Source organism: Kocuria sp. U4B, from assembly GCF_054875615.1.
In genome coordinates this window covers 1,190,542-1,208,967 of the sequence record NZ_CM142180.1, presented here as the reverse complement: position 1 = coordinate 1,208,967, position 18,426 = coordinate 1,190,542, and the positions used below count along the sequence as shown (strand labels likewise).

Sequence of the window (18,426 nt, the reverse complement as noted above, 5' to 3'; positions counted from 1 at the left end):
CGGGTGGCGCGCATCAACGAACTCCGCGACGGCGTCTTCGCCGTGAGCACGGACAACTGGAGGCTCAACTCCGGCGTCGTGCTCGGGACCCGCCGCGCCCTCGTGGTGGACACCGGCGCCGGGCCGCGCCAGGGCCGGGAGATCCTCGACGCCGTGCGCTCCCTGACGGGGCTGCCCCTGACCGTGGTCAACACCCACGCCCACCACGACCACTACATGGGCAACGCCGTCTTCCAGCGGGAGGGGGCCTCGGAGTTCTGGGCCCACCGCGGCTGCGCCGAGGCGATCCTCCGGCACGGCGACTACCACCGCTCCTTCGTCGGCACGCACGAGCCCGAGATGGCCGCCGCGGACGGCCCGGACACCGGCCTGGTCGTGCCCAACCGGCACCTGCCGGGCACGGGGCGCCGGCCCGCGCTGGCCCGCATCGAGCTGGGGGAGCGCAGCGCGGTGCTCTTCGCGCTCGGCCGCGGGCACACGGACAACGACGTGTGCGTGGGCGCCGACGACGTCGTGTTCACGGGGGACCTCGTGGAGCAGGGCGCCGACCCCAGCTTCGAGGACTCCTTCCCCCGCGGCTGGGCCACGGCGCTCGAGCACCTGGCCGGCCTGGACCGGTACAGCGTGTTCGTCCCCGGCCACGGGCACCCGGTGGAGCGCGGCTTCGTGCGGCAGCAGGCCCAGCTGATGCGCACCGCGATCGAGCGGGTGGACGCGAGCGCGAACACCGCCGCCGCGTCCGGGGGCGTGCGCCCCGTGACGGCGTCGATGTTCCGCCTGCCCTACGGCCCGGGGGCCGCCCGCGTCCTGCTGGACCGCCTGGAGCGGATCAGGAGCGAGGACGCCGTGACCGCGGAGCTTGCAGCGCTGCCAGTGCCGCAGCCGTCAGCAGACTGACCCCCAGGATCGCGGCGCACCCGGCGGCCGCGGCGAACCCGCCCCCGGGGATCCGCAGGGCCGCCCCCAGCGGCAGCAGCCCCAGGGCCAGGGCGCCCGCCCCGGCCACGGCCAGCGCCGCGGTGAGCCACCCGCCGGGGGCGGGGTGCTCCATGGGCCCGGTCAGGCGCAGCACCAGTCCGCCGAGCGCCGCCCAGCCCGCCACGACGAGCAGGGACGCCACCACGTCCGAGGGCCGGTGCCAGCCGTTGAGCAGCGTCGCCACCCCCGTCGCCGTGGTCGCGCACGCCCCGGCGAGCGCGACGAGCGGACGGAGCCGGGCCGGGGCCGCGAGCAGCACCACCGCCACGGCCGCCGCCGCCGCGGCGGTGTGCCCGGAGGGGAACGAGTTGCCCACGGCCTCCTGGACGCCGAGGTCCGGCTTCTCGACGAACACCCGCTTGAGCAGCTGCACCGTGAGGTTCGACAGCACGACCACCGCGGCCCCCGTCACGGCCGGGGTGATCCGGCGCGAGCGGGCCACGAGCACGGCCAGGCACACCGCCGAGACCACGCCCACCGCCCAGGGCAGCAGGTCCAGCAGCTGGCGGGACTGGGCGGACAGGTCCGGGAACGCGCCGTGGGCCTGCTGGAAGGCCCGCTCGTCGAGCCACTGGCCGGTCGTCGTGGTCAGTGCCGCGATCCCCACGAGCACGGCACCGGCCCACGGGAGGGCGGCGCCGAGCACGTGGGCCAGCACGTCGAGGACGGTCGGGGCCGGACGGTGGGCGGTCGCGGTCATGGGTCTCCTGGCGGTCGGGGCGCGGTCGGGCCCGCTCGGGCGGCGCCGGGGCGGTCCCGGCGGAGCCCCATCATTCCACGCCGGGATCAAGGGCTGCTGAGAGCGGGCATAGGCTGGGGCGCATGAGCCCGCCCCCGCCGCTGCCGGAGCTCGACGAGCTGCTCGCCGACGCCCACGTCGTCGCCCTCCCCCTGCGCGTGCGCTTCCGCGGGGTGGACGTGCGGGAGACCGTGGTGCTGCGCGGGCCGGCGGGCTGGGCCGAGTTCGGCCCCTTCCCGGAGTACGGGGACGCGGAGGCCGCGGCGTGGCTGCGCGGCGCCGTCGACGCCGCGTGGCACGGCTTCCCCGCCCCGGTGCGCTCCCGGATCCCCGTCAACGCCACGGTCCCGGCCGTACCGGCCTCCGGGGTCGCCGCGGTGCTCGCCGGCTTCGCGGGCCGGGTGGGGGCCGTGAAGGTCAAGGTCGCCGAGCGGGGCCAGGACCTCGACGACGACGTCGCCCGCGTCGCCGCCGTGCGGGCCCTGCTCCCGGACGCCGAGCTGCGGGTGGACGCCAACGGCGGCTGGGACGTCGCCCGGGCGCTGGCGGCCCTGGAGCGCCTCGCCGAGCACCGGCTCGCCTACGCGGAGCAGCCCGTGCCCACGGTCGCCGGCCTCGCCGCCGTCCGCGAGGGCCTCGCCGCCCGCGGCATCCCGGTGCTCGTGGCGGCGGACGAGTCGGTGCGCAAGGAGACCGACCCGCTCGCGGTGGCCCGGGCGGGAGCGGCGGACCTCATCGTGGTGAAGGCGGCGCCCCTGGGCGGGGTCCGGCGGGCCCTCGGGATCGTGGCGCAGGCCGGGCTGCCCGCCGTGGTGAGCTCGGCGCTGGACTCGTCGGTCGGCATCCGGGCGGGCCTGGCCCTCGCCGCCGCCCTGCCGGAGCTGCCGTACGCCTGCGGGCTGGGCACCGTCTCCCTGATGCGCGACGACGTGCTGCGGGAGCCCCTGCGGCCCGTGGACGGGTTCCTCGAGCTGCGGGACGCCGTGCCGGACCCGCAGCTGCTGGCCCGCCACGCGGTGCCCACGCCGCGCCGGCGGTGGTGGCTGGACCGGGTCCGGCGGGTGCACGCGCTGCTCGCCCCGGCCGACCCGCAGGCCCGCCCGGGGACCCGTCCGGGGGCCCGGCCACCGGGCGGCTGAGCGGGGCCCCGGCCGTCCCCGGGCGGACACCCGCCGTTAACCCGGCATTTCCCCGGCCGCTCCCGGGACCTCACCGGGCGGTGGTGCAGTGTCGGTGCACCGTTTCCCGGCCGCGGTCGTCCGCGGACCCGATCCCCAGGGGAGTCATGACCGAAACCGCCAAGCGCACCTTCCTGCCGATGCTGGGCCACGCCCGCGGCAAGCGCAGCCCGCTCACCTGCCAGCTCAAGTGCGGCAACGCCTGCGCCATGGCGGAGTGCAACCACTCCGACAACGGCTACTTCCGCGACATCGCGAGCGCCGCCCTGACCCGCCGCTCCGCCCTGGGCCTGGGCGCGGCGGCGGCCGTGACGATCGGGGTCGTCGGTGCGACCCCCGAGGCCGCCCAGGCCGGCCGCGGCCGCTCCGGGCTCTCCTTCACCCCGATCGCCCCGGTGCCCAACACCGTGGACGACCTCACCGTCCCGGAGGGCTTCGACTGGTCCCCGATCATCCGCTGGGGCGACCCCCTCTTCACGGACACCCCGGAGTTCGACCCCCGCAACCAGACCGCCGCGGCGCAGGCGGGCCAGTTCGGCTACAACTCCGACTACCTGGACATCATCCCGGACCGCGGCGGGCGCACCGGCGTGCTCGTGAACAACCACGAGTACACCAACGAGAACATCATGTTCCCCGCCGAGCAGCAGGGCGACCTGCAGCGCGTGGTGGGGGTGGCCATGGCCGCCCACGGCATGTCCGTGGTGGAGATCGCCCGCACCGCGGTCGGCCAGCCCTGGTCCTACGTCCGCGGCGGGAAGCGCAACCGGCGCATCACCCTGAGCACCCCGTTCCGCGTGGACGGCCCGGCCGCCGGCTCCGACCTGCTGAAGACCAAGGACGACCCCACCGGCACCCTGGTGCTGGGCACGCAGAACAACTGCGCCGGCGGCACCACCCCGTGGGGCACCGTCCTGTCCGGCGAGGAGAACTTCAACCAGTACTTCAAGGGCAACGGCTCCGCCGAGCAGAAGCGCTACGGCATCTCCACCGAGGCCCCGAGCCGCCGCTGGCACGAGGTCGACCCCCGCTTCGACTCCACCCTGCCCGGCTACGAGAACGAGCCCAACCGCTTCGGCTGGGTCGTCGAGATCGACCCGCAGGACCCGGACTCGACCCCGGTCAAGCACACGAACCTCGGCCGGTTCAAGCACGAGGGCGCCAACGTGCGCGTGGCCGAGGACGGCACCGTGGTGGCCTACTCCGGCGACGACGAGCGCTTCGACTACCTCTACAAGTTCGTCTCCGCGAAGACGTACCGCGAGGGCGACCGGGCGCACAACATGACGCTGCTCTCCGAGGGAGACCTCTACGTCGCGAAGTTCACCGGGGACACCGCCGCCGAGATCGACGGCTCGGGCCGGCTGCCCTCCGACGGCGCGTTCGACGGCGCCGGGCAGTGGCTGCCCCTCGTGGTGGGCGGCGAGTCCGCGGTCGAGGGCATGTCCGTCGAGGAGGTCCTCGTCCACACCCGCCTCGCCGCGGACAAGGCCGGGGCCACCAAGATGGACCGCCCCGAGGACGTCGAGCCGTCCCCGCACACCGGCAAGGTCTACGTGGCGCTGACCAACAACACCCAGCGCGGCACCGCCGGCAAGGCCGGGCCCGACGAGGCCAACCCCCGCACGCAGAACCGGGACGGGCACATCGTCGAGCTCACCGAGCGCGGCAACCGCGCGGACGCCACCGAGTTCGGCTGGAACATCCTGCTGGTGGCCGGGGACCCCGCCAAGAACCCCTCGGTGTACTTCTCCGGGTTCCCCGCGGACAAGGTCTCCCCGATCTCCTGCCCCGACAACCTGGCGTTCGACTCGCAGGGCAACCTCTGGATCTCCACCGACGGCGCCCCGGGGACCATCGGCTACAACGACGGGCTGTACCGGGTCGGCCTCACCGGCGGCGAGCGCGGCAACGTCCGGCAGTTCCTCGCCGTCCCGCAGGACGCGGAGACCTCCGGGCCGGTCATCCACGACCGGGAGGGCATGGTCTACGTGTCCGTCCAGCACCCGGGCGAGGACGGGACGTTCGAGCAGCCCCGCTCGTACTTCCCCGACTACGTGCTCCCGACCCGTCAGGCCGACGGGGAGTTCGCCCTGCCGCGCCCGTCCGTGGCGCAGGTCTTCGCCGCGGGCCGCGGCCGCGACCCGCAGTTCCCGGGGGAGATCTCCGACGCCCCGGGCCGGTCCCGCAACCGGGGCAAGCGCCGCAAGAACGGCGAGCGCGGGCCCCGCTACCGCGGCTACCGCGGCAAGGCGACCCCGGAGACGAAGAAGGCCGCGAAGGCCGCCGGGCGCTCCTACTGAGCGCCGCCCCGGTCCCCGGTCCGCCCGTCGGCGGGCCGGGGACCGGGTGCGTCCGGGGGCTACCCTGGACCACTGTGAGCACTCCCTCCCTGGACACCGCCCGCGCCGTGCTCGACCGGCTCGCGGCCGCGGGCCTGCGCCACCTCGTGGTCGCCCCCGGCTCCCGCTCCGCCCCGCTGGCCTACGCCGCGGCGGCCGCCCACGCCGCCGGGGCCCTGGAGGTGCACGTGCGCGTCGACGAGCGCGGCGCGGCCTTCACTGCCCTCGGCATCGCCCGGGCGACCGGGCGACCGGCCGGCGTCGTGACGACCTCGGGCACCGCCGTGGGCAACCTGCTGCCCGCGGTCATGGAGGCCGACCACGCCGAGGTGCCCCTCGTCGTGGTCTCGGCCGACCGGCCGCCCGAGCTGCGCGGCACCGGCGCCAACCAGACCACCCGCCAGCCGGGGATCTTCGGGGACCACGTGCGCGCCGCCGTCGACCTCGTCCCCGGGGACGACGACGGGCCCGCCCGCCTCGCGGCCGCCGTCGCCGCCCTGGCCGGCCGGGGCCCCGGCGGTCCTGCCCCGGTGGGCCCCGTCCACCTCAACGTGGCCCTGCGCGAGCCCCTGCACCCCGGCCCCGAGGACGGTCCCGTGCTCGCGGCCTGGGCGGACGTCCTGCCGGCGTCTGCGCCCGGGACCCCGGCCCCCTCGCACGTCGCCGCCGGTCCCGTCCCGGAGCCGGACCCGGGGGCGGAGCAGCGCCGCGCCGTGGTCGTGGCCGGTGACGGGGCCGGCCCGGACGCCGCCCGCTTCGCCGAGGCCCTCGGGCTGCCGCTGCTGGCGGAGCCGTCGTCGAACGCCCGCTCGGGCCCGAACGCCCCGGCCGCGTACCGGCTGCTGCTGGGCACCGCCCTCGGGGGCAGGATCGAGCGCGTCCTGCTGGTCGGGCGGCCCACCCTGTCCCGCCCGGTCGCGGCGCTGCTGGCCCGCCCCGGCGTGGCCACCGCGGTCCTCCAGCCCGGGCCGGTGGCCTGGTACGAGCCCGGCCGCCGGCGCGAGCGGCCCCTGGCGGACTGGGCGGCGGCGGCCGCCTTCACGGGCCGGGGCGCCCCCGGGTGGCTCGCCGCCTGGCAGCAGGCCGGGGCCGCCGCGGACGGGGCCCTCGAGCGGCTGCTCGCCGCCGGCCCGCCCACCGGTCCCGCCGTGGCCGCCCGGCTGTGGGAGGCCTGCCGGCGGGACGGGGCCGTGCTCGTGGCGGGCTCCTCCAACCCCGTGCGGGACCTCGACCTCGCCGCGCGCCCCGCGGGCGCGTCCCCGACGGTCGTCGCCAACCGCGGCCTCGCCGGGATCGACGGGACCGTGGCCACGGCCGCCGGCGCCGCCCTCGGCACGGGCCGGCCCGTCCGGGCGTTCCTGGGGGACCTCACCTTCCTGCACGACGCCTCCTCCCTGCTGCTCGGCACCGGCGAGCGGGAGCCCGACCTGCAGGTCGTGGTGCTCAACGACGGCGGCGGCGGGATCTTCGCGACTCTCGAGCACGGGCAGCTGGGGGAGCAGGAGGAGTACCGGGAGACCGTCGAACGCTTCTTCGGCACCCCGCACACGGCGCGGTTGGAGGCCCTGTGCGCGGGCTACGGCGTGGCCCACCGCCGCGCGGAGACCCTCGCCGATCTCGAGCAGGCGCTGGCCGCGCCCGTGCGGGGCCGCTCGGTCGTGGAGGTCCCGGTGCAGCGCCGCGGGTTGCGCGGGCTGCACGCCCGGATCCGGTCCGCGGTCGAGGTCGGCGGCGCCTGAGGCCCCGCCCCGGGGAGCCGCCCGGCGGGCCGGGGACGAGGACGGGCCCGTCGTCCGAGGACGACGGGCCCGTGGCCGGTGGAGCGCGGTCGGTGCCGAGGGCGCGGTCAGTGCTCCGGGGTCTCGACCTGGGTCGGGTTCAGCACCCGGGACAGGAAGCTCTGGGTGCGGGGCTCCTTCGGGTTGCCGATCAGCTCCGCGGCCGGCCCCTCCTCGACCACGACGCCGCCGTCCATGAACACGACCTTGTCGGCGACGTCGCGGGCGAACGCCATCTCGTGGGTGACCACGAGCATGGTCATGCCCTCGGCGGCGAGGTCGCGCATGATGGCCAGGACGTCGCCGACCGTCTCGGGGTCGAGGGCCGACGTCGGCTCGTCGAAGAGCATCAGGGCCGGGTCCATGGACAGGGCGCGGGCGATGGCCACGCGCTGCTGCTGCCCGCCCGAGAGCTGGCCGGGCATGCTGTCGGCCTTCTCGGCCAGGCCCACGCGCTCGAGGTTGCCGCGGGCCACCCGCTCGGCCTCGGCGCGGTCCCGCTTGAGCACCTTGACCTGGGCCACGGTGCAGTTCTCGAGCACGTTCAGGTGCGGGAAGAGGTTGAACTGCTGGAAGACCATGCCCACGTGCCGGCGCATCCGGTCGACGTCGGCCTCGGGGTCGGTGACCTCGAAGTCCCCGATCGTGATCCGGCCCCGCTGCGGGACCTCGAGCAGGTTCACGCAGCGCAGCAGCGTGGACTTGCCCGAGCCCGACGGGCCGATGAGGCAGACCACCTGGCCGGCCCCGACGCTGAGGGAGATGCCCTTGAGGACGTCCAGGGAGCCGTAGGACTTGTGCAGGTCCTCGACGACGACGGAGGCGGCGCCCGCGAGGCCGTCGGCGGGCCCGGGCTGCGGCGTGGAGGGGTGTGCGGTGCTCATCGGTGGGCTCCTAGGACTTCTTCATGCGGTCGGTCTTGGACTCGAAGCGGCGGGTCAGGATGCCGAGGGGCACCGTGATGATGAGGTAGCAGGCGCCCGCGACGACCAGCGGGGTCAGCCCGGCGCCGGCCCCGGAGATGGCCTCGCGGCCGTACTTGGTGAGCTCGTACTGGGCCACGCCCATGCCGAGCAGGTACACGAGCGAGGAGTCCTTGGTCAGCAGGATGACCTCGTTGGTCAGCGGCGGCAGCACGATCCGCAGCGCCTGCGGGATGACGATGGTGACCATGGCCCGGGCGTGGGACATCCCGAGGGAGCGGGCGGCCTCGTACTGGCCCTTGGGGACGGCCTGCAGGCCCGCGCGCAGCGACTCGGCGATGTACGCCGCCGCCACGAGCCCGAGGGCGATCATGACGGTCACGTAGTGGTTGAAGCGCACGCCGAAGGCCAGGGGGATGCCGTAGCCGAAGGCCAGGAACACGAGCAGGGCCGGCACGCCGCGGAAGAACTCGATGTAGAGGGTCGCGAGCCACCGGTAGGGCGCCACGGACGAGAGCTTCATCAGGGCGAGGACGATGCCCCCGGAGAGGCCCACCACGAAGCCGAGCAGCGTGTAGATCAGGGTGTTCTTCAGCGCGACGGCGATGATGCCGGGGAACTGCTGGGCGGCGATGTCCGGGTTGAACACCTTCTCGATCAGCAGGGGCCAGTCGGCGATCGCGATCAGCACGATCACGGCGACGATCAGCAGGACGTACTGGATGCCCCGGCTGACCCGGGCTCTCTGGTGCATGGTCATGGCCATGGATGGGTCCGTTCTCGCTGGTACGGGTGGTCGGTGGCTCGGCCGGCGCCCCGGGCCCGGGGCGCCGGCGCGTCGGTCAGTTCTCGTGCGCGGGGATCCACTGCTCGACGATCCGGTCGAGGGTGCCGTCCTGCTCGATCCGGTCCAGGGTCGCGTCGACCTGCTCCAGCATGGCCGTGTTCCCCTTCTTCACCGCGATGCCGAGCTGGTCGTCGAGGTCCGCGGTGTCCCGGACCACGAAGTCGGGGTCGTCCTGGGCGTGCTCGGCGATCGCGGTGACGTCGTCGAGCACGGCCTCCACGCCGCCCGTGCTGAGCGCGGTGAACAGCGTGGTCGCGTCCTCGTACTGCACCGCGTTGAGGCCGAGCTCCTGGGCCTGGGTCTCGCCCACGGTGCCCTGCATGACGCCGACCGGGACCTGCTCCTCGCGGGCCGTCTCGATCGAGTCGACCCCGTCCTCGCCGTCGGTCACGAGCCCCACCTCGTTGTCGTAGTAGGGGTCGGAGAAGTCCATGACGGTGCGGCGCTCCTCGGTGATCGACAGCGCGGAGATCGCGACGTCGCACTGCCCGGTGTCCAGCGCGACGCCGGACTCGATGGACTCGAAGCCCAGCGTGGTGTTCTTCATCTCCACGCCGAGGTCCGCGGCGATCTCCCGGCCGAGGTCCATGTCCAGGCCCACCATCTCGCCGCCCTGCTCCATCTCGAAGGGCGGGTAGTTGGACTCGGAGCACACGGTCAGGCTGCCGGGCTCCACGAGGGCCACGGCCGGGGAGGCCGACGCGCCGGCGCCCTCCCCGGCGGCGTCCTCCGGGGCGCTCCCGGACGAGCACCCGGCCAGGGCCAGGGCCGCCAGCGCGGCCAGGGCCGCGGCGGCGTGCGCGCGGTGCGGGCGGGACGTCGGGTGGGTCATGCGGATCTCCTCCGGGGTGTGCGGTGCGGGGTCGGGGTCGTCGGTGCTACAGGCCCATCCAGTCGGCGCGCATCCGCTCGAGGGTGCCGTCGCCCTGGATGCGCTCCAGCGTGCTGTTGACCTGCGCGAGGAGCTCGGTGTTGCCCTTCCGTACGGCCACGGCGAGCTCCTCGCCGTTGTCGAGGGTCTCCACCAGCTCGAGGTCGGAGGAGGCCGCGGCGCGCTCGCCGAGGGCGGAGACGTTGCCGACGACGGCGTCCACGCCCTCCGTCTCGAGCGCCTGGAACATGAGCTCGACGTCCTCGTACTGCTGCACGTCCCAGCCCTGGTCGGTCGCGTGGTCCTCGCCGGACGTGCCCTGCTGCACGCCCACGGCGGCCCCGCCGAGCCCGGCGAAGCCGTCGACGCCGGAGTCCCGCGCCGTGAGCAGGGCGAGCTCGTCGTTGAAGTACGGCTCGGAGAAGTCCATGACGGAGGCGCGCTCGTCCGTGACGGTGATGCCGGCGATCGCCACGTCGCACTGGGCGGTGTCCAGGGCCGCCCCCGACTCCAGGGTCTCGAAGTTGGCCTGCACCACGGTCTTCCCGACGCCCAGGTCCGCGGCGATCTCGTCGGCGAGGTCCATGTCGAAGCCCACGATCCTCCCGTCCCGCTCGAGCTCGAACGGCGGGTAGGGGGAGTTGGTGCACACGGTCAGCCCGTCGGCGGTCGCGGAGTCCGCGCCCTCCGCGGTGGAGGTGCAGCCCGTGAGGGCGAGCCCAGCGGCGGCGAGCAGGGCCAGGGCGGGAACGGGGCGGGGGACGGCGGGCATCGTGTGCGGGTTCTCCTCGTCGGCGCCGGTGGGCGCGGGGGTGCTCGGCGGCACTGGCACGGCGCCGCCCTACGGGGCGGTAGCCCCGACGGTGTTCGGGTCACAAGGATACGGTGCCGCCGCGACCGCCGTGGTCCGCGCCCCCGCGCCCCGCCGACCGGGCCCGGGGAGGCCGGGGGCACGGGCTAGATGTACCCGGTCACTGGGTTGGTCGCAGGCGGCTGATCGGTGGGTGGCCTTCGAGTGCGCTGTGACGCCTGCCAGTGTTGTAGTGCTCGACCCACGGGGCAAGAGCAGCGCCGCGTTCGTCGTTGCTGGTGAAGACCTGCCGGTAGGCCCACTCAGTGGCCAGGGTGCGGTTGAACCGCTCCACCTTCCCGTTCTGCCAGGGGCAGTGCGGGCGGATGAACACCTGCTTGGCGCCCAGGGTAGTGATGACCTCGCGCACGGCCGTGGAATGGCGGTAGGCCCAGGCGTTGTCGGTCATCACCCGCTGGATCTTCTCGATCCCGCAGTCGGCGAAATAGGCCGCGGCCCGGGCCAGGAACCCCGCGCACGTGGCGCCCTTCTCATCGGCCAGGATCTCGGAGTACGCCAGTCTGGAATGGTCATCGACCAGTGAGTGAACGTAGTCGAACCCGACCCGGGTGCCGTGGTCCCGAGTGAGGCTGCCCTGGGCGCGGCCGATCGCCCGCCAGCCGCCGCCGTCTTCGGATCCGGCCGAGCTTCTTCACATCCATGTGCACCAGCTCCCCGGGCCGGTCGCGTTCGTAGCGCACCGCGGTGGCCTTCGAGGCCCGGATGAGCTGGCCGGTGAGTCGGTCCAGCTCCCGCAGGTACGGGACCCGGTGGCGGCGCAGAATCCGCCCCACCGTGCGCGGGGCCAGTCCCAGCTCGGGGCCGAGCCAGTCCTGACCCCGCCGGGTGGTGCGGCGCAGCGCCAGCACCTGCTGCTCGACCTCGGGCCGGGTGCGGGTCGGGGTGGTGTGCGGGCGACAGGACCGGTCGTGCAGGCCGGCCTCACCCTCGTGCTCGTAGCGGGCGATCCAGGTCGCCACGCACTTGCGGGACACACCCATGGCCGCGGCGATGTGCGCCTTGGGCATCCCGGCCTGGTGGCGCTGCACGATCAGGAGCCTGCCGTGGACGGTGGTGCGGGCATTACCGTGGGACATGGGAGCCTCCGTGGTGGATGTGGGCCTTCGACAAGCCACACCCCACCCGGAGGCTCTCCTCACGTCAACACCGCGCTACCAATCTCCTGCCCGGGTACAGCTAGAGCGCGGAGGCCTCCGGGGCCCCGCGCCCGGCGGCCGCTGCGGCCGCGGCCGCCGGGCGCAGGCCCAGGGCCTGGAGCATGGGCCGCAGCTTCGCCCAGGTCTCGGCGAGCTCCGCCTCGGGGTCGGACGCGGCCACGAGGCCGCAGCCGGCGAAGAGCCGCACGGTGTGCTCGTCCTCCTGCACCGCGCCGCGCAGGGCGATGCCCCAGTCGCCGTTGCCGGCCGCGTCGAGCCAGCCCACGGGGCCCGCGTACAGGCCCCGGTCCATCTGCTCGAGCTCGGGGATCGTGGCCGCCGCCACGGCGGTGGGAGTCCCGCACACGGCGGCCGTGGGGTGCAGGGCCTCCGCGAGCTCCAGGGAGGACGGCGGGTCCCCCGCGGGCCCGGGGCGCAGCACGGCGGTGACGTCCGAGGCGAGGTGCCACACGTTGGGCAGCTCGAGGATGAACGGCTCCGGCGAGGTCGTCACGACCTCCGTGTACGGGGCGAGGGACGCCACCAGGGAGTCGATCGCGAAGCCGTGCTCGTGCTGCTGCTTCTCGGACTCGCCGAGCACGCGGGCCGCGAAGGCCTGCGGGTCCTCGGCGGCCGGCACCGCGTCCCGGTCCAGCGTGCCCGCGAGCACCCGGGCGTGGGCCACGCCGTCGAACACCTGCACGAGCATCTCCGGGGTCGCCCCCACCAGCCGGCCCGTCCCCGTCCCGGCGTCGTCGCCGAAGCCGACGCAGTACGTCCAGCACTGCTCGTAGCGGTGGGCGAGGTCGCGGACCACGGCCACGGGGTCGAGGGGCGCGTCCAGCCGGGCCACGACGTCCCGGGCCAGCACCAGCTTCTCCAGCCGTCCCTCGCGGATCCGCCCGACGCCCTCGCGCACGGCCTCGGTCCACTCCCGCTCGTCGAGGGTCCCGGGGAGCAGGTGCGCGGCGGCCGGCGGACCCGCCGGGGCGTCGCCGGCGGGCACGCGCCCGGGGGCCGCGCCGAACCGGCGCACCCAGGCGGCGGCGACGTCGTCGGTGCTCAGCGTGAAGGGCGTCCCGGGGGCCACCGCCACGACGAGGCTGACCCACGCGGCGTCGTCCCGGCGCCCCACGAGCAGCTCCGGGACCACGAGGCCCGACGCGGCCGCGGAGTCCGCGGCGAACGTGAACGCGCCGAAGGCGGTCAGCCCGGTGCCGGGGGCGCCCACCCGGTCCTCGACCTCGGCGGCGGCGACCACGTCGTCCCACCACACGCGCGCGGCCGTGAACCGGTCCGCGCCGCGCACGGCGTGCTCCGCGGCGCGGCCGTGGGCCACCAGGCCGCGGCCGTCCACGGTCCACGTGAGCAGCTCCGGGCCGGCCAGCAGGTCCCGCAGGTCCGGCAGGGGGCCCGCACCGAGCTCGGACAGGAAGACCGTGAGCGCGTGCAGGACGGGGACCGGCGGGGCGACGGCGGGGTCGGTGGCAGACATCGCCCCCCAGTCTAAGCCGGACGGCCGACAGGCCCGTGCGGGCCCCGGACCGGGCACGGGCCGGGCACGGGCCGGGGCCCGCCCGGCCGCGAGGGGGCGTCGGGGGGAGGTGCGACAATGTGCGGGTGAACCGAGCAGACCTGTCCAAGCAGCCGCACGAAGTCTCCGCCATGTTCGACGACGTGGCGCCCCGCTACGACCTCGTCAACGACATCCTCTCCCTGGGCCGGGCCCGGAGCTGGCGCAAGGTCGTCGCGGAGGCCGTCGGCGCGGTGCCGGGGGAGAAGGTGCTGGACCTCGCCGCCGGGACCGGGACCTCGTCCGAGCCGTACGCGGACGCGGGCGTCGACGTCGTCGCCGCGGACCTCTCGCTCGGGATGCTCGAGGTGGGCCGCGCCCGCCGCCCCGACATCGAGTTCGTCCAGGCGGACGCCACGCGGCTGCCCTTCGCGGACGAGAGCTTCGACGTCGTGACCATCTCCTTCGGGCTGCGCAACATCCAGGACCACCAGCGCGCCCTCGCCGAGATGCTGCGCGTCACCCGCCCCGGCGGGCGGCTCGTGATCTGCGAGTTCTCCACCCCCGCGTTCGGGCCGCTGCGCACCGTCTACACCGAGTACCTCATGAAGGCCCTGCCCGGGATCGCCGCGCGCGCCGCGTCCAACCCCGAGGCCTACCAGTACCTCGCCGAGTCCATCGCGGCGTGGCCGGACCAGGAGGCCCTCGCCGCCGAGATCGCCGCGACCGGCTGGACCGGGGTGCAGTACCGCAACCTCACGGGCGGCATCGTGGCCGTGCACCGCGCGCTCAAGCCCACCGCGGGCGCCTCCACCACCCGATGAGGGCCCTCGTCCTCGGGGGCGGGCCGGCGGGCGCCACCGCCGGGTACTGGCTGGCCGCCTCCGGGATCGAGGTGACCGTGCTGGAGAAGACCGCGTTCCCGCGCGAGAAGGTCTGCGGGGACGGGCTGACCCCCCGCGCCGTGCGCGAGATGCAGCTCATGGGCCTGCCGCACGGGCCCGGGCTCGGCTACGCCCGCAACCGGGGCCTGCGCCTCGTGGCCCGGCAGCGCAGCGTCGAGGTGCCCTGGCCCGAGCTCACCGACTTCCCCTCCTACGGGCTCGTGCGCACCCGCCTGGGCTTCGACCAGCAGCTCGCCGAGCACGCCCGGGCGGCCGGGGCCCGGGTGCTGGAGCGGCGCGCCGTGACCGGGGTGCTGCGCGACGGGGCGGGCCGGGTCGTCGGCGCCCGCGCCGCCGTGGTCGACGACGCCGGGCGCCGGACCGGGCAGGCCGAGGAGCACCGGGCGGACGTCGTGCTCGCCGCGGACGGCAACTCGGCGCGCGCCGCCGTGTCCGCGGGCCTGCACCGCCGGGAGGACCGGCCCATGGGGGTCGCGGTGCGCGCGTACTACGAGTCCCCGCGCTCGCAGCTCGACTGGATGGAGGGGTGGCTGGAGCTCACCGACGGCCACGACCCGCGCGGGGCGCTGCTGCCCGGCTACGGCTGGGTCTTCGGCGTCGGCGACGGCACGGCCAACGTGGGCCTCGGGATCCTCGACACCTCCCCGGCCTTCGGGGCGCTGGACTACCGCAGGGTGCTCGCCGGGTGGACCGCGTCCATGCCCGCCGAGTGGACCTTCGACGAGGAGCACCGCCGGGGACGCGTGCTGAGCGCCGCCCTGCCCATGGCGTTCAACCGCACGCCCCACCACGTGCCCGGGATGCTGCTGCTGGGCGACGCCGCGGGGCTCGTGTCCCCGTTCAACGGGGAGGGCATCTCCAACGCCATGGAGTCCGCCCGCTACGCCGCCGAGCACGTCGTGGCCGCCGCGGCCGCCCACGGGCCCGCCCAGCGCGAGCTCGTGCTCGCCCGCTACCCGCAGCGGGTGCGGCAGGAGTGGGGCGCCCACTTCACGCAGGGCCGGGTCCTCGCCCAGCTCATCGGCAGCCCGGCCGTGATGAAGGCCGCCGTGCGCACGGGCATGGCCGTGCCCGCGCTGATGCGCTTCGTGGTCCGGGTGATGACCGAGCTCGCCGACCGCCCGCCGCACACGTGGGAGGACCGGGTGATCGCCCTGCTGGACGCCCTGACGCCCCCCACCGGCAACACCCGCCCCCCGAAAACTCGCTAGAGTGGTGGACCGTGACTGAATCCTCCTCCCCGAGCTCCAGCGGCCCCGGCGCGGGCCTCGGCACGGGCCTCGGCGCCGATCAGGTCAAGCTGCCCGCCGGCTTCGACCTCATCGCGTCCGACGAGCGGCTCGGCCCGGTCGTGCTCCGGGCGCTCGCGCGGATCGAGGAGCGCCTGGACGACGCCGTGCGCAGCGCCGACCAGCTCGCCGACATCACCTCCCGCCACCTGCTCCAGGCCGGCGGCAAGCGGGTGCGCCCCCTCCTGACCGTGCTCGCGGCGGAGATCGGCGGCGGGATCAACGACGCCGTGCTCGAGGCCGCGGCCGTCGTGGAGCTCACCCACCTCGCCACCCTCTACCACGACGACGTCATGGACTCCGCGCCGCTGCGCCGGGGCGTGGCGACCGCCCAGACCGTGTGGGGCAACTCGGTCGCCATCCTCACCGGCGACCTCATCTTCGCGCGCGCCTCCTCCATGGTCTCCGAGCTCGGCCAGCGCGCCCTCAAGATCCAGGCCGACACCTTCGAGCGCCTGGTCCTGGGTCAGCTGCACGAGACGGTCGGCCCGCGCGAGGGCCAGGACCCGCTCGAGCACTACCTCGACGTCCTCGCCGGCAAGACGGGCTCCCTCATCGCGGCGTGCGGGCACTTCGGGGCGGCGCTGGCCGGCGCCGAGCAGGACGTCGTCGACGTCATGGTGGACTACGGCGAGAAGGTCGGCATCGCGTTCCAGCTCGCCGACGACGTCATCGACGTCGTCGGCGCGGACGAGGTCTCCGGCAAGACGCCCGGCACGGACCTGCGCGAGGGCGTGCCCACGCTGCCCGTGCTCATCCTGCGCCGGATGGCCGCCGAGGGCGAAGCCGAGGCCGGGGCCGCCGTCGAGCTGCTCGACTGCGACCTGACCTCCGACGAGGCCCTCGCGCGGGCGGTCGCCGCGCTCGCCGCGCACCCGGCCACCCAGGAGGCCTGGCGGATCGCCCGGCACTGGGCCGACGAGGCCATCGCGGCGCTCGCGCCCCTGCCCGACTCCGTGGCCAAGCGGGCGCTCGTGGCCTTCGCGCACGCCGTCGTCCACCGCGAGGCCTGACCCGCCTCCGTCCTCCGGTGCGGCGCACGGCCACACGCGACTAACCTGGGTGCATTCGTACCATCCACCGCACCCGAGGACGACCCATGAGCCAACAAGCCCCACCCGGACCCGTCGCCAAGAACACGTCTCGCGAGGCGTTCTCCAGCCGCACGGTCTTCATCTTCGCCGCCATCGGCTCCGCCGTCGGCCTCGGCAACATCTGGCGCTTCCCCTACGTCGCCTACGAGAACGGCGGCGGCGCGTTCATCATCCCCTATCTCGTCGCGCTGCTCACCGCCGGCATCCCGCTGCTCATGCTCGAGTACGGCGTTGGCCACCGCTTCCGCGCCTCGGCGCCGCTGGCCTTCCGCCGCCTGCACCCCAAGACCGAGTGGATCGGCTGGTGGCAGATGGGCATCAGCTTCGTGATCGCCGTCTACTACGCCCTCATCCTGGGCTGGGCGATGCTCTACACGCTGTTCTCGTTCAACAAGGCCTGGGGCGCGGACCCCGCCGCGTTCTTCATGTCCGACTTCATGCAGGTCTCCGAGGAGGTCACGGTCGGCTTCGACTTCATCCCCAGCGTGCTCCTCGCCACGGGCATCGCCTGGATCGCGCTGCTCGTCGTGCTGCTGCTCGGCGTGCAGAACGGCATCGGCCGGGTCAACCTGATCCTCATCCCGCTGCTCGTGGTCATGTTCCTGGTGATCGTGGTCATCGCGCTCACCCTGCCCGGCGCCACGGACGGACTCAACGCGTTCTTCACGCCCAACTGGGCGGCGCTGGGCGACAGCGCCGTGTGGGTCGCCGCCTACGGGCAGATCTTCTTCTCGCTGTCGGTGGGCTTCGGCATCATGATCACCTACTCGTCCTACCTCAAGCCCAAGACGGACCTCACCAGCTCGGCGCTCGTGGTCGGCTTCGGCAACTCGAGCTTCGAGATCCTCGCGGGCATCGGCGTCTTCGCGGCGCTGGGCTTCATGGCCTCGACGGCGGGCGTGGCCGTGGGCGACGTCGCCACCTCGGGCATCGGCCTGGCGTTCATCGCGTTCCCCACGATCATCGCCGAGGCGCCCTTCGGCACCCTCATCGGCGTGCTGTTCTTCGCCTCCCTGACCTTCGCCGGCTTCACCTCGCTCGTGTCGATCGCGGAGGTCGTCGTGGCCGGGGTCCAGGACAAGCTGGGCCTGCGCCGGCGCACCGCGGTGATCGGGGTGGTCCTGCCGATGACCGTGATCTCCCTGCTGCTGTTCCCGACCACCACGGGGCTGAACCTGCTGGACGTGACGGACGCCTTCGTCAACAACTTCGGCATCGTCGCCGCGGCCCTGGTCTCCGTGATGCTGCTGACCGCCGGCTTCTCCGCCCTGCCGACCCTGCGGGACCACCTCAACTCGGTGTCGTCCTTCAAGCTGGGCCGCACGTGGATGGTCGTGGCCGGTGGCATCACGCCGATCGTGCTGGGCTACATCCTCATCGACACGCTCACCACGACCATCGCGGAGGGCTACGGCGGGATGCCCACGTGGTTCGTCGGCACGTTCGGCTGGGGCATGGCCATCGGGCTGGTCGTGATCGCGTACCTGCTTTCGAAGCTCCCCTGGCCGGCGGCCTCCCGGGCGTCCGAGCTCAGCCCGTCCCCGGCGATCCTCGACGCCCACGTCGACCGGCACCGGCTCCGCCACGGCAGTCCGCTGTCCCGCTGGTCGGACTCCGCCCTGCGCACGCCCGCCCTGGACCAGGAGTTCTCCTACCGCACCGTCCAGGAGGGGACCGTCGCGTCCTCCTCCGGCCGGCACGCGGCGGCCGAGCCCTCCGGGACCGCGCCCTGGACGTCCGGCGCCGAAGGCGCCACCACCCCCACCCGGACCGAGGAGGACCCCCGATGACCCCCGTCGCGATCGTCATGATGCTCATCGCCGTGCTGACGGTGTGGGGCGGCTTCGTCGCCGCCCTGGTGCACCTCAGGCGCACCCCCGAGGTCCCCGACGACGACCAGGGCTTCGGTGCGGACGACTACGTCCGCACCACCTGATCCGCTCCCGGGCCCCAGGCCCGGAA

General features: G+C 74.7%; 15 protein-coding genes and 1 pseudogene. 9 read left to right on the top strand and 7 right to left on the bottom strand.

What is annotated here, in order from left to right; translation table 11 throughout:
• Positions 1-3 precede the first annotated feature (3 nt).
• The gene (locus ACYSMR_RS05725) at positions 4-897 is read left to right on the top strand and encodes an MBL fold metallo-hydrolase (RefSeq protein ID WP_251332868.1); all 894 of its coding nucleotides are present in this window, start codon (positions 4-6) and stop codon (positions 895-897) included.
• Here ACYSMR_RS05725 and ACYSMR_RS05720 read toward each other — a convergent pair.
• Positions 830-1,678 carry a phosphatase PAP2 family protein gene (locus ACYSMR_RS05720; protein WP_461747624.1) on the bottom strand — a complete coding sequence of 283 codons (849 nt, stop codon included), beginning with the start codon at positions 1,676-1,678 and terminating at the stop codon, positions 830-832. The two genes, ACYSMR_RS05725 and ACYSMR_RS05720, sit on opposite strands and share 68 nt — an antisense overlap.
• 122 nt (positions 1,679-1,800) lie before the next feature.
• Here ACYSMR_RS05720 and ACYSMR_RS05715 point away from each other — a divergent pair, with 122 nt between their 5' ends.
• The 3 genes from ACYSMR_RS05715 (at position 1,801) to menD (ending at position 6,976) form a co-directional block, all read left to right on the top strand.
• Positions 1,801-2,856: an o-succinylbenzoate synthase gene (locus ACYSMR_RS05715; RefSeq protein WP_461747623.1), complete on the top strand. Its 1,056-nt coding sequence runs from the start codon at positions 1,801-1,803 to the stop codon at positions 2,854-2,856.
• Positions 2,857-3,002: 146 nt separating this feature from the next.
• Complete coding sequence (locus tag ACYSMR_RS05710) at positions 3,003-5,198, top strand: PhoX family protein (protein ID WP_461747622.1); 2,196 nt, start codon at positions 3,003-3,005, stop codon at positions 5,196-5,198.
• A gap of 74 nt (positions 5,199-5,272) precedes the next feature.
• Positions 5,273-6,976 (top strand): 2-succinyl-5-enolpyruvyl-6-hydroxy-3-cyclohexene-1-carboxylic-acid synthase, encoded by a 1,704-nt coding sequence (gene menD / locus ACYSMR_RS05705; protein WP_461747621.1) that lies wholly within the window; start codon positions 5,273-5,275, stop codon positions 6,974-6,976.
• A 107-nt stretch (positions 6,977-7,083) separates the two neighbouring features.
• On the opposite strand, the gene ACYSMR_RS05700 is transcribed toward menD, so the two are convergent.
• The 6 genes and pseudogenes from ACYSMR_RS05700 to ACYSMR_RS05675 all read right to left on the bottom strand — a co-directional run bounded on the left by ACYSMR_RS05700 (position 7,084) and on the right by ACYSMR_RS05675 (position 13,158).
• Positions 7,084-7,899, bottom strand: coding sequence for an amino acid ABC transporter ATP-binding protein (locus tag ACYSMR_RS05700; protein WP_461747620.1), 816 nt, complete (start codon positions 7,897-7,899; stop codon positions 7,084-7,086).
• 10 nt (positions 7,900-7,909) lie between these two features.
• Positions 7,910-8,704, bottom strand: coding sequence for an amino acid ABC transporter permease (locus ACYSMR_RS05695; protein WP_251332874.1), 795 nt, complete (start codon positions 8,702-8,704; stop codon positions 7,910-7,912).
• 76 nt (positions 8,705-8,780) lie between these two features.
• Positions 8,781-9,617 carry an ABC transporter substrate-binding protein gene (locus tag ACYSMR_RS05690; protein ID WP_461747619.1) on the bottom strand — a complete coding sequence of 279 codons (837 nt, stop codon included), beginning with the start codon at positions 9,615-9,617 and terminating at the stop codon, positions 8,781-8,783.
• A gap of 46 nt (positions 9,618-9,663) precedes the next feature.
• Positions 9,664-10,488, bottom strand: a complete 825-nt coding sequence (locus ACYSMR_RS05685; RefSeq protein WP_461747618.1) for an ABC transporter substrate-binding protein — start codon at positions 10,486-10,488, stop codon at positions 9,664-9,666.
• A 139-nt stretch (positions 10,489-10,627) separates the two neighbouring features.
• A pseudogene (locus tag ACYSMR_RS05680) lies at positions 10,628-11,603 on the bottom strand (IS481 family transposase).
• 100 nt (positions 11,604-11,703) lie between these two features.
• Complete coding sequence (locus ACYSMR_RS05675; RefSeq protein WP_251332877.1) at positions 11,704-13,158, bottom strand: isochorismate synthase; 1,455 nt, start codon at positions 13,156-13,158, stop codon at positions 11,704-11,706.
• 125 nt (positions 13,159-13,283) lie between these two features.
• Between ACYSMR_RS05675 and ACYSMR_RS05670 the strand changes: the two genes are divergently transcribed.
• From ACYSMR_RS05670 to ACYSMR_RS05650, 5 genes are all read left to right on the top strand, one after another.
• Positions 13,284-14,000 (top strand): demethylmenaquinone methyltransferase, encoded by a 717-nt coding sequence (locus ACYSMR_RS05670; RefSeq protein ID WP_461747617.1) that lies wholly within the window; start codon positions 13,284-13,286, stop codon positions 13,998-14,000.
• Entirely contained in the window at positions 13,997-15,292 is a 1,296-nt protein-coding gene (locus ACYSMR_RS05665; RefSeq protein ID WP_309125903.1) for a geranylgeranyl reductase family protein, read from the top strand. Before ACYSMR_RS05670 ends, ACYSMR_RS05665 begins: the two co-directional genes overlap by 4 nt.
• A gap of 11 nt (positions 15,293-15,303) precedes the next feature.
• Positions 15,304-16,383: a polyprenyl synthetase family protein gene (locus tag ACYSMR_RS05660; RefSeq protein ID WP_461747616.1), complete on the top strand. Its 1,080-nt coding sequence runs from the start codon at positions 15,304-15,306 to the stop codon at positions 16,381-16,383.
• An 86-nt stretch (positions 16,384-16,469) separates the two neighbouring features.
• Positions 16,470-18,254: a sodium-dependent transporter gene (locus ACYSMR_RS05655; RefSeq protein WP_461747615.1), complete on the top strand. Its 1,785-nt coding sequence runs from the start codon at positions 16,470-16,472 to the stop codon at positions 18,252-18,254.
• A complete protein-coding gene (locus ACYSMR_RS05650; protein WP_251332881.1) occupies positions 18,251-18,400 on the top strand; it encodes a methionine/alanine import family NSS transporter small subunit in 150 nt (49 codons plus the stop codon). The genes ACYSMR_RS05655 and ACYSMR_RS05650 overlap by 4 nt, the downstream gene beginning before the upstream one ends.
• Positions 18,401-18,426 lie beyond the last annotated feature (26 nt).